This window comes from Rhodococcus sp. IEGM 1370, from assembly GCF_033142325.1.
In the GTDB taxonomy this organism is placed as follows: Bacteria; Actinomycetota; Actinomycetes; order Mycobacteriales; family Mycobacteriaceae; genus Rhodococcoides.
Genome location: NZ_JAWLRY010000002.1, coordinates 425,287 through 438,319, shown reverse-complemented (window position 1 = coordinate 438,319; position 13,033 = coordinate 425,287). Strand labels below are relative to the sequence as shown.

Sequence of the window (13,033 nt, the reverse complement as noted above, 5' to 3'; positions counted from 1 at the left end):
GCTCACGCAGTGCCTGTGAGCAGGCGGCCGTACAGTGAGTAGCCTCGTGCCCGTGCTGATTCTGCTGCCTCCCTCCGAGACGAAGTCCGACGGCGGTTCCGGAGCACCTCTCGATCTGGACCGACTGTCGTTGCCCACGTTGACACCGCTCCGCCGAAAGCTCGCCGACGCGCTGGTGGAACTCGCCGGCGACGTCGATGCATCGATCGCGGCGCTCGGCCTGGGCCCCACCCAGAAGGACGAGATCGAACGCAACGCCCGAGTGTGGACCTCACCGACCGCACCTGCGCTGCATCGGTACACCGGCGTGCTCTACGACGCCCTCGATGCGGCGTCGTTCACTCGGGCCGGTCGCGCCCGAGCGGACGCGCGGCTGTGGATCGGCTCGGCCCTGTTCGGAGCCGTCCGTGCCTGCGACCCGATTCCGTACTACCGACTCTCCGGTGGATCGACCGTTCCGAATTTCGGCACCCTGCGCTCACACTGGAAGCCCGAACTCTCCGACGCCATCGACGCCGAGGACGAGGGGATCGTCGTCGACCTCCGATCCGGCACCTACCAGCAGCTCGGTCCCGTCCCCGGTGCGATCACCGCCACGGTGCTCACCGAGAAGCCCGACGGCACCCGTTCGGTGGTGAGCCACTTCAACAAGCACCACAAGGGCCTGCTGGCACGCGCGTTGACTCTGACCACCGCCGAGCCGAAGGACGTGAAAGCCGTTGCGCGCGTGGCGTCCAAGGCCGGACTGCGAGTCGAAGTGGCATCGAGTACCGAATTGATCGTGCTCACCGAATGAGCGAGATTCCTGGACTGCTCCGCCGCGGCGCCGACGCCTCGGTCGGCAAGACCAAGAGCCAACGCGTCGCCGACGACGTCGCAGATCGACTGGTCTCGATGGACGCGACCGAACTCGGCTCTCGCGCGCTGACGAACATGATCGAGACGTTGTACGAAAACGGCTGGCAGCCCATGGATCTGGTGCACGTCGTGCGGCGTCAGCACACGGTGGCAGTGGCCGATCTCGCTGCCGCGGTACTGCTGCATCAGGCCGATCTCGCCGACGCGGACTCGCGGGCTCCACAGGACTGGGTGGATCAGATGTCCACGATCTGCGAGCAGTTCCCGAAGGTTGCGGCCCGGGTCGAGGCCACGCCCGATTTCCTGACCGCGTACCTGACCTCTTCCGGTAAGACCGATTACATCGCGGCCAGTGATCAGTGGCTCGACGTACTCACCCTGCTCGGTCGATGGCAGACACTCCCCCGTTGGCCTCAGCTCGGCCCGAAGCCGTCCCAGTGGCCGCGCACTCGTCCTACGGTGACCGGTGTCGCCGGCTCCGACTCCCCGAACACCAAGATGCTGAGCAAGATTCGCGGCCTACTGGCCAAGGCCGACGCCACGGACTTCGAGGAGGAGGCCGAGACGCTGACGGCCAAAGCCCAGGAGTTGATGACGCGCTACTCCATCGACACCATGTTGCTCTCGCAGGGCCACATCGATATTCACGGCCGACGCGTTCATGTCGACGGCCCGCATGCCCCGGCCAAGGCGCAGCTGTTGCACGTCGTCGGAACCGCCAACCGAGTCAAAGCGATCTGGGACCAGGAGTTCGCCGTCGCAACCCTGGTCGGAGCGCCGGTGGACGTGGAACAGACCGAGTTGCTGTTCACCTCTCTGCTCGTTCAGGCCACACGCGCCCTCGGGCATTCACCGCAGGCGAAGAAGCGCAAGAAGGCCGGATCGGCGGCGTTCGGCAAGGCATTCCTGTACGCGTACGCCGTCCGAATCGGAGACCGCCTCACCGACGCCGATGCGAACGCCCTCGAGGAGGCGAGTCACGAATCCGGTGATCTACTACCGATACTCGCCGCTCAGACCGTCGCCGTCGAAGCCGAATTCGATCGACTGTTCCCGACGGCGAAGCCGATGCGCGGCCCACGCCTGGACGCCGAGGGATGGGATTCGGGCCAGGCTGCGGCGGATCGGGCCGATCTCTCGCGCTGAGGTGTGGGAGTCGACTGTCGATCCGCAAGGCAAAATGGTTCCGTGCCGGAAACTCTCGACGACATCATGACGCGAACGTCCGAACTCCTCACCGCCCGTGACATGGCCGCCCTGTCCACTCTGATGGGTGAGCTGTCGACGACCGATGCGGTGCGCATGCTCGAGCGGGTCGACTCGTCTCGACGCGCGGTGTTGTTTCGTCTGCTGCCCAAGGACGAGGCCGTGACGGCCTTCGAGAGATTCGACGCCACCGTTCGCGGCGAGTTGTTCGAGAGTCTGCGCAGCGACGACGTGATCGCGCTGTTCGAGGATCTCGACCCGGACGACCGCGTCGAGCTGCTCGACGAACTCCCCTCCAATGTCGCGCATCGGCTGCTGGTGGGCCTGTCTCCCGACGAGCGCGCACTCACCGCGCCCATGCTGGGGTACGACCGCGGGTCGGTCGGCCGCCGGATGAGCCCGGAGTTCGTTCGACTGCGGACTGCAGCGACAGCCGCCGACGCACTCGTCGCCGTGCGGCGCACCGGCTCGGACGCCGAGTCGGTGTACCTGTTGCCGATCACCGACGATGACCGAACTCTGCTGGGGGTGGTGACCCTCGCCGATCTGGCGACCGCGGCACCGAGCACCCCGGTCGGCGACCTGTATTCGGATCATCCTGTGGTCGAGGCCGATTCGTCGGCGGAGGAGGCCGCACGACTGTGCTTCGAGCACCGCAGTCCTGCGGTGGTGGTGGTCGATTCCGAGAAACGACTGATCGGCATTCTCACACTGGAGCAGTCCTCACGAATCCTGGAGGAAGCCGAGGACGAGGACGCCGCCCGCGCCGGTGGCTCGGAGCCGCTGCGCCGGCCGTATCTGTCGACGCCGGTGCTGTCCATCGTTCGCTCGCGCGTGGTGTGGTTGCTGGTGTTGGCGCTGTCGGCCATCCTCACGGTGCAGGTTCTCGAGATCTTCGAGCACGCACTCGCCGCAGTCGTCACTCTCGCGCTGTTCATTCCGCTGCTGACCGGAACCGGCGGCAACACCGGCTCGCAGGCCGCGACCACTGTCACGCGGGCACTCGCACTGGGCGACGTGCGACCGCGCGACATCGCCGCCGTGTTGTTTCGCGAGGTTCGCGTCGGCGCGACGATGGGTGCGATGCTCGGCACCCTGGGCTTCGTCATCGCCGGACTCGTCTACGACTGGCACCTCGGGGTCGTCATCGGTACGACGCTGTTGTCGATCTGCACTCTCGCAGCCACGGTCGGCGGTGCGATGCCGCTGATCGCGAAGAAGATCGGGGTGGACCCGGCGGTCTTCTCGACGCCCTTCATCTCCACTTTCTGCGACGCGACGGGGTTGATCGTCTACTTCCTCATCGCCAAGGCCGTACTGGGCGTGTGATCAGCCCTTTTGGGCATCTTCCTGAGCTGCCTGCGCCTGCGCGACCTGCTCCGGGGTGAACCGAATGAACACAGCAGCGATTCCCGCCACCACGGCGCAGACTGCGCAGCAGAAGAGCGCGAACATGTAGCCCGAGCTCAACGCGTCGAGCTGATTGTCGTTCATCAACGTCGCCGGTCCGGAGATGCCACCGAGAGACAAGGTTCGCGAGGTGACCAACGCACCGATCACGGCGAGAGCCAGCGGCCCCCCGAGGGTCTGAGCAACCAGGGCGATGGCGGTCAACGGGCCGATCTCGGTGGGGCTGACTCCGGCGATGGCGCACAGCGGAAGCGGCACGACCGTCAGGCCGACGCCGAATCCGATACCGATGACGGGGAAGAACAGTCCGGGGAAGTACGACGAGTCGGCGTTCATCGTCGCCACCGACACCATCAGCCACCCGACCATGATGACGGCACCGCTCAGAATCAACCACCGTGGGGCGATACGCGTCACCAGCTGCGAGGCCAGGAATGCGGCGGCACCGAGTCCGAAGGCGAACGGCACGAACGCCAGGCCCGCGTGCAACGGGCTGTATCCCAGGATGTCCTGGACGAACAGAGCCACGTAAGCGGCGAGGCAGAACATCACGCCACCGGCGAAGAAGATGGCCACGAACGTCGCCACCCGGTCTCGGCTGCCGAACAGCGAGAACGGCAGCAATGGATTGTCGGCGCGGCGCTCGACCAGCAGGAACAGCCCGAGGAAGAGCAGTCCGGCGATCAACGAGACGATGACGATCGGATTGGTCCAGCCGAGTTCGGTGCCCTCGCTCAGAGCGAGCACCACTCCGGTGCAGCCGAGCGTCGCCAGAATCGCTCCCGGCACGTCGAGCGGTAGCTTTGCCCCCACCGTCTCCTGCAGAGACACGACTGCGAGCACCACGATGACGACACCGATCGGCACGTTGATCAGGAAGATCCACCGCCACGACACCTCGGTCAGCGCACCGCCGATGATCAGGCCTGCGATGGAGCCGACACCGGTCATGGCCGCGTAGATCGCGATGGCCTGGTTTCGTACCGGGCCCGGCGCGAAGGTGGTCGCCACCAACGCGAACGCCGTGGGCGACGCCACCGCGGCTCCGACGCCCTGGAGCGCGCGCGCCGCTACCAGCGTCGCCTCGTTGACCGCGAGCCCGCACAGCAGGGATGCGATGGTGAACAGCACGACGCCGGCCAGGAACATCTTCTTGCGACCGAATGCGTCACCGAGTCTGCCGCCGAGGAGCATGAGCCCGCCGAAGGCGAGGGCATATGACGTGAGCACCCAGTTGCGTCCGGCATCGGAAAGGCCCAGATCCGCCTGCAACGGAGCAAGTGCCAGATTGGCCACGGTGCCGTCGAGCACCACCATCAACTGCAGACCACTCAGGACGATGATCGCCAACCCGAATGCTCTGGTCGTCACCGGGTATTTGATCTCGGTGGTGGACGTATCGGACATCGAGGACTCAGGCACGAGTCTTCACGTTACCGGCGTGCACAGAGAAACCGGCAACGGTCCCGATAACGACGATCGCGGGAGGCCTGATCCCCGCTTCGCGAACGGCGTCGGCGACGGTGCTCAACGTCGCTCGAACCTCGCGCTGAGTACGCATGGTGCCCTCCTGTACGACGATGACCGGGGTAGCGGACGCCCGGCCGCCCGCGATGAGTACGTCGGCGAACTGCCCGATCCGTTCGACGGCCATGAGCAGGACGATGGTGCCCTTGAGTTTGGCCAACGCGTCCCAGTCGACGAGCGAATCGGGATGGTCGGGTGCCACGTGGCCGCTGACAACGACGAACTCGTGGGTGACGGCGCGATGCGTCACCGGGATCCCGGCGGACGAGGGCACCGAAATGGCGCTGGTGATGCCGGGCACCACGGTGACCGGAATTCCCTCGGCAGCGAGCGCTTCGAGTTCTTCGTATCCCCTACCGAACACGTAGGGGTCGCCGCCCTTGAGTCGGACGACGAACTTGCCTGCCTTCGCCCCGTCGATCAGCGCCTGGTTGATCGCCTCCTGCGCCATCGCGCGGCCGTACGGAATCTTCGAGGCATCGATGACCTCCACGTGCGGGCCCAGTTCGGCCAGCAGCTCGGGCGGCGCGAGCCGATCGGCCACCACGACATCGGCATAGGCGAGCAGCCTGCGCCCGCGGACGGTGATGAGGTCCGGATCGCCGGGTCCGCCACCGACCAGCGCGACGCCCGTCAACGGCGCACGGTCCGAGTCGGCGACCACACCGGACTGCAGGGCTTCTATGACGGCATTGCGTACCGCGGCCGATCGACGGTGCTCACCGCCGGCGAGCACTCCGAGGGTCAGCCCGTCCCATTCGGCGGACGCCGGGGTGACCGCGGTGCCGTCCTTGGCGATGTCGGCTCGCACACAGAAGATCTTGGACGCGGTGGCCTCGGCGACGATGGCGATGTTGGTCGCGGCCTCGTCGGTGCACGCGACGGCGTACCAGGCGTCGGCGAGGTCGCCCACGCGATAGTCACGCAACTCCATGGTCACCTGACCGGCAGTTGCCATCGCCTCCACAGCGGGCGTGGCCTCCCGAGTGATGACGTGAACCACGGCACCGCAGGAGATGAGCAGCGGCAATCGGCGCTGCGCGACGGTGCCGCCACCGACCACGACGACGCGTCGACCTTCCAGATTGAGGCCGACCAGATAGGGAGAGTCAGTCGCGTTCACGAGAGGAAACGCTACCGCGCGCGCTGCACCCGCTTCTCGTCCCATACGGGCTCGTTCGATTCGTAGGCCTGACCGGTGCTGCCGAACACGAGGAATCGGTCGAAGCTGCGCGCGAACCAGCGGTCGTGGGTCACGGCGATGACGGTGCCGTCGAACGCGGCGATGGCGTCTTCGAGTGCGTCGGCGGACATCAGGTCGAGGTTGTCGGTCGGCTCGTCCAGCAGCAACAGGGTGGCCCCGGAGAGTTCGAGCAGCAGAATCTGTACGCGCGCCTGCTGGCCACCGGAAAGATTGTCGTAGGACTGTTCGGCGGCTCGGGCCAGACCGTAACGGTCCAGTGCCCGGCCTGCGGCCTCCCGGCCCATGCCGTCGCGGTGTTCGTTGCCCATGTGCAGGATGTCGAGGAGTGTGTTGCCCGCGAGATCGGGCCGAGTGTGGGTCTGCGCGAACAGGCCGGGCCGAACGCGGGCGCCGAGCACCGCGGTGCCGGCGTGCGGAACGGGATCGAGTGCCAGTTCCTGAACCGGCTCGTGCTCCTTCTCCGGATCGGTTCCACCGTTGGCGAGCAAACGCAGGAAGTGCGATTTGCCGGAACCGTTGGAGCCCAGCACGGCGACGCGGTCTCCGTACCAGATCTCGGTGTCGAAGGGCTTCATCAGTCCGGTCAGTTCCAGTGCCGTACACACCAACGCGCGCTTGGCTGTGCGGCCGCCGCGCAGACGAACGGTGACGTGCTGCTTCAACGGCACCGCTTCCGGCGGTCCGGCCTCCTCGAACTTCGCCAATCGAGTCTGGGACGCGTGATAGCGCGCAGCGACCCCGTCGTTGAACTTGGCCTTCTCTCGCAGACGCAGCACCAGTGCCCGGAGTTTGACCAGTTCCTCGTCCCACCGCCGTCGTAGTTCGTCGAGCCGAGCATTCCGGTCCTCACGCGCAGCGTGATACGTCGCGAACCCGCCGCCGTGCACCCAGGAAGTGGCACCGCTGACGCCCGGTTCCAGCGTCACGATCCGATTCGCGGCGTTGGCGATGAGCTCCCGGTCGTGACTGATGAACAGAACGGACTTGTCGGAATCACGAATGGTCGCTTCGAGCCAGCGTTTGCCCGGCACATCGAGGTAGTTGTCCGGTTCGTCGAGAAGCAACAGATTGTCGGTGCCGGCGAACAACGCTTCGAGCACCAAGCGCTTCTGCTCACCGCCACTGAGGGTCGATGCAGCGCGCCACTTCGCGCGGTCGAACGGCATTCCGAGGGCCGCCGTGGTGACCTTGTCCCAGAACGGTTCGAGGTCGTAACCGCCGACATCGCCCCAATCCGACAGGGCCTGTGCGTATTTCATCTGGGTCTTCTCGTCGTCGACCTCGATCATCGTGTTCTCGGCGGTGTCGAGGGCAGCGGCGGCCGTCCGCACGGCCGGGGACGCAACCGACAGCAGCAGATCGCGCACGGTCGAGTCGTCGCGTAGCTGGCCGACGAACTGCCGCATCACTCCGAGCGAGCCCGAACTCGACACCGATCCCTCGTCGGGGGTCTCGTCACCCGCGATGATGCGCGTCAGCGTGGTCTTACCGGTTCCGTTGGGCCCGATGAGGGCGGTCTTGGCACCGTCGCCGACACGAAACCCGACACCGTTGAGCAACTGCCGCCCGTCGGGCAGGAAGTAGACGATGTCGTTGAGTTCGAGGTGGGCCACAACGAACCAGCCAACCTCATCGGCCCGGCTATGGCCAATCGTTTACCGTTCGCTAGGCGAGGGCCAGGGTCGACGTCTCGGTGAGCACCTGCTTGCCCGCATCGTCGACGTGAGCATGGTGCACCCGCAACCGGGCGGAGTCGCCGTGCAGAGTCAGCAGCATGACGCCGTTGGCGAACCATGGCCCGGCCTCGGCCTCCCATTCGACACCGGATGGGCCCACGTGGGCAGCGCGCGCCAGCTTCGACAGAATTCGGGCGGCGGGACGCTTGATGGCCAGCTTGTTGACCGCGCGAATCGGCAGATCGAGCGGATTGCGGAACGGAGACATGGTGAGCTGATACGTGGCCGGTACCTCGCGCCCGCCGACACCGAAGTCCGCGTTCGCCACGTAGGAACAGTGCACGTCTCCGGACAGCCACATGATCGAGGCGGGTTTGTTCTCGCCGCGAGAGAGCTCACGCGTCAGAGCGGCCATGTCGTTGAACGAGTTGGTGAAAGCGGCCCAGTGTTCGAGATCGAGACCGATCCGCATCTTCTCGGCCACCTTGGCCGACATCGACCCCCAACTGCCCTGCGCCACAGCCTCGTTCCACTGTTCCAGGTAGTGCAGGGCGGGCAGCATGAGGTAGGGCAACGACGAACCGAACAGCAGATGCCGCGGAGTGGTCTCGAGCGCGCGTTCACGTACCCAAGCCCACTCCTTCTCGTCGACCATTTCTCTGTTGTCCGGATCCAGGTTTCGAGAGCAGCGCGAATCGATCATGATCAGCCGTGTGTCACCGAAGTCGCGGTAGAAGCTCCAGCGTCCGGTCTCGGGCCGCCGGTCGACTCGTAAAGCGAAGTCGGACAACAACTTCTCGCGCTCTGCGTCACTGGCGGCCGATCGTACCGCGGCATACATCTCGTCCTGCGCAAGCTCCTTGGGTGAGAGGTTGCCCAAGTGCTGATACACCCAGTACGACGAATACGCGCCGACCACTCGGTCGTTCCACCAGGGCCGCGTCACGATGTCTCGACGCCAGGAAGCGGAGGAATTCCAGTCGTCGCGCAGGTCGTGGTCGTCGAGGATCATGCACGACGGGATGCTCGCCAACAGTGTCCGCACCGGCTCGAGTCCCCAGGACTCTCGGTACAGCCACGAGTACTCCTCGAAATCGCAGATCTCGTTCTCCGCGTCGGTACCGACGGCACTTCGTGGACCCTCGCCGGACCGACGCCGCGCCTGCAGCCGTTCGACGATTTCCGGCGACGGATCGTCGGCGTAGACCTGATCGCCGAGGAGCAGCAAGGCCTGTGGCCACCGGCTCGGGTCCTCCTCGATCAGCGCGTTCCCGAGCCCGGCCAACGCGTCGGCTCCGATCTCCTTCAAGGATTCGTCGCTGTAGTTGTCACCTCGCCGACACGATCCGAATGCCAGCGTCACCGGTCCCTGCGCGTCGACCGTGTGAATGGCGGCCCTGCGGCCCTCCGGCGGCCACACTCGACGCTCGTCGACGAACACCTCGTAGTGCACCGGAGAGTTGGCGGGCAGACCTTCGAGTGGCACCAGCGCATAGTGGTGTCCGTGCACGCCCCACGTTCGTTCTTCTGCGCGGACGCCGACGTCGGTCACGACCGATACGGTCGACGATTCGGCCATCTCGAACCACAGGGTCGCAGTCTCGGTGCCGACGTACCGGACGATCGGGCCGAGTAGGACAAGGCTGTCGGAAGTCATTGGATCCACATTGCCTGCGTCGGCCCGCTTTCGCCAGTCAGTGGCGCGGATCGGCCCTCACGAGCGGGCTGCGATCACAACCTTTCCCCGTACGTGGCCGGTCTCGACCAACCGATGCGCTTCGCGCAGCTGCTCGGCATCGATCGGAGACAGAACCGTCGTGACGGTGGTACGCACCGAACCCGCATCGACGAGCTCGGCCACTCTGGTCAGTAACTCGTGCTGGCGAATCAGATCCGGCGTGTCGTGCATCGGACGCGCGAACATGAACTCCCAGTGCCACGAGATCGCCTTCGTCTTGAGCGGCAGAACGTCGAGGGTCTCCGGATCGTCGATCGCCACGATCTGACCGAACGGCGTCAACAGGTCCGCGTAGATCTCGACCTGCCCGGAGGAATGAGCAGTGAACACGTAATCGACGCCGTCGGGCGCTACTCGGCCTACTTCCTCCCGAAGATCGCGCCGGTGATTCACCACCTCGGCTGCACCGAGAGAACGGACCCACTCCACGGCGTCCTCGTCCGCTGCCGTCGCGATCACGCGGACGCCAGGAACGAGGGCCCGAACCAGCTGCATCACAACGGATCCCACACCACCGGTGGCACCGACCATCAGCAACGTTCCGGTGGTCTCGGCAGTGATGCGGAGCTTGTCGAACAGACCTTCCCAGGCAGTGATCGCGGTCAGCGGCAATGCCGCAGCCTGTGCGAAATCGAGGGTGGTCGGCTTCTTCGCCACGATGCGTTCGTCCACTGCATGGAACTGCGAGTTCGTTCCGGGTCTGCCGATGTCGCCCGCGTAGTAGACCTCGTCGCCGGGCGCGAACATGGTGACGTCGGCACCGACGGCGCGCACCACACCGGCGGCGTCGAACCCGAGGACCTTCGGGGTGCCCTGCGGATCGTTGCCGGCGCGGACCTTGACGTCCACCGGATTCACCGACACGGCGCGCACTTCGATCAGCAGGTCTCGCGGGCGCACAGTGGGCACGTCGAGGACCACATCCGTCAGGCTGGCAGGATCGTCGATCGGAAGCGAGCGGGTGTAGGCAACAGCTTTCATCGTCTCGGTCATACCTACAGGATGGCCCGAACCCCCTGTCCACCGTCAAGGCAGAGCTCGACCACGGCAACGGTGACACCGTCCAGACCGAACCTGGGTACCGTCAACTTCGTCGAACGACCGGCCAGCAGTGCCGCTGCTTCGGCGACGCTGGCGCATCCGACGGCATCGAGCACACGAACCGACACGGTCGGTGTCACGACGGTCGACAGTTCTCTCGCCGAGTACGTCACGCCCCGAACCCCCATGCTCGACGCCACCGCAGCAACCAGGTCGGCTTTCCGGTCGATGGAGGCGATCGCCTCGACGCTCCAATCCGGTTGCAGCACCGTCGAGATCGCCGCTTCGACGTCGGCGGAATCGACGCCGGCTCGGGCACCTATTCCGACGACGACCCGCATTCTTGCGATCCCTCTACACTCGCGCGTAGTCGACTGCGGCGGCAACGAACCGGGTGATGGATCCGGGATTGCCCGCAGCATGGGTGTGCAGGTACGACGCGTGGACCCCGCCCTGCACGAAACCCTCGCGCGCCGCAGTTCTGCCGTCGGGGCTCTGCTTGTGCCAGCCCCACGCGGCCGAGGCGCTCTCGCGCACGTCCACGAGCTTCGTTCGGTGGAACTCGTGGCCGGTGACTCGGGTGCCCGCATCGAACAGTGTGGACGATTCGAGGGCAACCGCATCGCGGTATCCCAGCGTGAGGGTGTTTCCGAATTCCGCGTCCACGTCGACGACCCCGGCCATGGCATGACCGTCCAATCGGCTTGCCAGATACAGCAATCCGGCGCATTCGGCATGAATGGGCAAACCCTTGGCCGCGGCCGTCCTGATATCGGCCAACAGCAGTTCGTTCGCCGCCAACGCGGCCGCATGCTCCTCGGGGAATCCGCCGGGGAGAACGACTGCCGCTGTGCCGGTGGGTAATCCGTCACGCAGTGGATCGAACACGGCGACGTCGGCCCCCGCTGCGCGGAGCAGTTCGACGTGCTCGGTGTATCCGAAGGTGAATGCCGGGCCACCGGCCACCGCGACGACGGGCGATCCCTCGCAGGTGCCTACCTCGTCCTCCGGGGACCACTGCGGCGCTGTCATCGACGATCGAGCCAGCGCGCTCACTGCCTCGATGTCGACGAATTTCGAGACGAGAGCGCTCATCGCGTCGACGGCATCGGTTGCGGCACCGCCGTGTTCGACTGCGGTGATCAACCCCAGATGCCGCGACGGGACCACCAGTTCGCTCATGCGCGGCAACGCGCCCAGTACCGGAACACCCACCCGTTCGCACGCTTGACGCAACACGTCCTCGTGCCGCTGACTACCGACGCGATTGAGAATCACACCACCGATGCGGACGCTGGCGTCGAACGTCGAGAACCCGTGCAGCACAGCGGCAAGCGATTGACTGTGTCCACGGGAGTCGACCACGAGGATCACCGGGGCACCGAGCATCGCGGCCACCCGAGCGGTCGATCCCTCGGCGGAGGCCTCCCCCGGTCCGGTCATGTCGATCTTGCCGTCGAACAGTCCCATGACGCCCTCGACGACCGCGATGTCGCAGCCCCGACTGCCGTGTCGGAACAGGGGCCCGATGCGGTCAGCACCGACCATCACGGCGTCGAGATTGCGGCCCGGAAGACCGGCCGCGAGTGAGTGATATCCGGGGTCGATGTAGTCCGGACCCACCTTGAACGGTGCGACGGTGCGGCCGGCGTTGCGCAGCGCGCCCATAAGTCCGGTGGCCACCGTCGTCTTTCCGCTGCCCGACGCGGGGGCCGCGATCACCACTGCGGGACAGGACTGGTTCACCATTCGATGCCTCGCTGACCCTTGCGTCCGGCGTCCATCGGATGCTTGACCTTGGCCATCTCGGTGACCAGGTCCGCGGCCTCGATCAGTTCACGGGGCGCGTCGCGTCCGGTGATGACGACGTGCTGATTGCCCGGTCGGCGGGTCAGGACATCGACCACCTCGGCGACGTCGACCCACCCCCACTTGAGTGGGTAGGTGAACTCGTCCAACACGTAGAAACGGTGTGACTCCTGCTCGATTCGCCGGGCGATCTCCTGCCAGCCCTCAGCCGCGGCCTCGGCGTGATCGACGTCGCTGCCCTTCTTCCGAGTCCACGACCAGCCCTCGCCCATCTTGTGCCATTCGACGGCTCCGCCGACCCCGGTGCTCTCGTGCAGTTCGCCGAGTGTGCGAAACGCCGCTTCTTCGCCGACCTTCCACTTGGCACTCTTGACGAACTGGAACACTCCGACGTCGAAACCTTGATTCCAGGCCCGTAGCGCCATTCCGAAAGCGGCCGTCGATTTTCCCTTGCCCGGCCCGGTATGCACGGCAAGCACGGGCAGATTGCGGCGCTGACGCGTCGTGAGGCCGTCCTGCGGAACGGTTCCGGGAGCCGGTACACCCTGAGGCATCGCGAACCCC

Annotated in this window: 11 protein-coding genes; 3 read left to right on the top strand and 8 right to left on the bottom strand. The window is 65.9% G+C overall.

From position 1 onward, the window contains the following. The first annotated feature begins 52 nt into the window (after window positions 1–52). The 3 genes from yaaA to mgtE are packed head-to-tail and all read left to right on the top strand — an operon-like array spanning window position 53 to window position 3,393. The gene (gene yaaA / locus R4P47_RS05250) at window positions 53–796 is read left to right on the top strand and encodes a peroxide stress protein YaaA (protein WP_317784195.1); all 744 of its coding nucleotides are present in this window, start codon (window positions 53–55) and stop codon (window positions 794–796) included. Next, window positions 793–2,004, top strand: coding sequence for a DUF2786 domain-containing protein (locus tag R4P47_RS05245; protein ID WP_269593645.1), 1,212 nt, complete (start codon window positions 793–795; stop codon window positions 2,002–2,004). Before yaaA ends, R4P47_RS05245 begins: the two co-directional genes overlap by 4 nt. Window positions 2,005–2,046: 42 nt before the next feature. Continuing rightward, complete coding sequence (gene mgtE / locus R4P47_RS05240) at window positions 2,047–3,393, top strand: magnesium transporter (protein ID WP_269593644.1); 1,347 nt, start codon at window positions 2,047–2,049, stop codon at window positions 3,391–3,393. On the opposite strand, the gene R4P47_RS05235 is transcribed toward mgtE, so the two are convergent. From R4P47_RS05235 to cobO, 8 genes are read right to left on the bottom strand one after another with little or no spacing between them, the layout of a single operon-like run. Then, complete coding sequence (locus R4P47_RS05235; protein WP_283347160.1) at window positions 3,394–4,881, bottom strand: MFS transporter; 1,488 nt, start codon at window positions 4,879–4,881, stop codon at window positions 3,394–3,396. Between the two features lie 7 nt (window positions 4,882–4,888). Next, window positions 4,889–6,169 carry a uroporphyrinogen-III C-methyltransferase gene (gene cobA, locus R4P47_RS05230; RefSeq protein WP_317784194.1) on the bottom strand — a complete coding sequence of 427 codons (1,281 nt, stop codon included), beginning with the start codon at window positions 6,167–6,169 and terminating at the stop codon, window positions 4,889–4,891. Beyond that, entirely contained in the window at window positions 6,136–7,818 is a 1,683-nt protein-coding gene (locus tag R4P47_RS05225) for an ATP-binding cassette domain-containing protein (protein ID WP_317784193.1), read from the bottom strand. Before R4P47_RS05225 ends, cobA begins: the two co-directional genes overlap by 34 nt. Before the next feature lie 52 nt (window positions 7,819–7,870). Then, a complete protein-coding gene (locus R4P47_RS05220) occupies window positions 7,871–9,538 on the bottom strand; it encodes an alkaline phosphatase D family protein (protein WP_283346989.1) in 1,668 nt (555 codons plus the stop codon). Between the two features lie 57 nt (window positions 9,539–9,595). Further along, window positions 9,596–10,612, bottom strand: a complete 1,017-nt coding sequence (locus R4P47_RS05215) for a zinc-binding alcohol dehydrogenase family protein (RefSeq protein ID WP_149405978.1) — start codon at window positions 10,610–10,612, stop codon at window positions 9,596–9,598. A 2-nt stretch (window positions 10,613–10,614) separates the two neighbouring features. Continuing rightward, complete coding sequence (locus R4P47_RS05210) at window positions 10,615–11,001, bottom strand: cobalamin biosynthesis protein (RefSeq protein WP_188078634.1); 387 nt, start codon at window positions 10,999–11,001, stop codon at window positions 10,615–10,617. Window positions 11,002–11,014: 13 nt separating this feature from the next. Further along, window positions 11,015–12,409, bottom strand: a complete 1,395-nt coding sequence (locus R4P47_RS05205) for a cobyrinate a,c-diamide synthase (protein WP_317784192.1) — start codon at window positions 12,407–12,409, stop codon at window positions 11,015–11,017. Beyond that, a complete protein-coding gene (gene cobO, locus R4P47_RS05200; RefSeq protein ID WP_149405980.1) occupies window positions 12,403–13,023 on the bottom strand; it encodes a cob(I)yrinic acid a,c-diamide adenosyltransferase in 621 nt (206 codons plus the stop codon). The genes R4P47_RS05205 and cobO overlap by 7 nt, the downstream gene beginning before the upstream one ends. Between the last annotated feature and the right edge of the window lie 10 nt (window positions 13,024–13,033).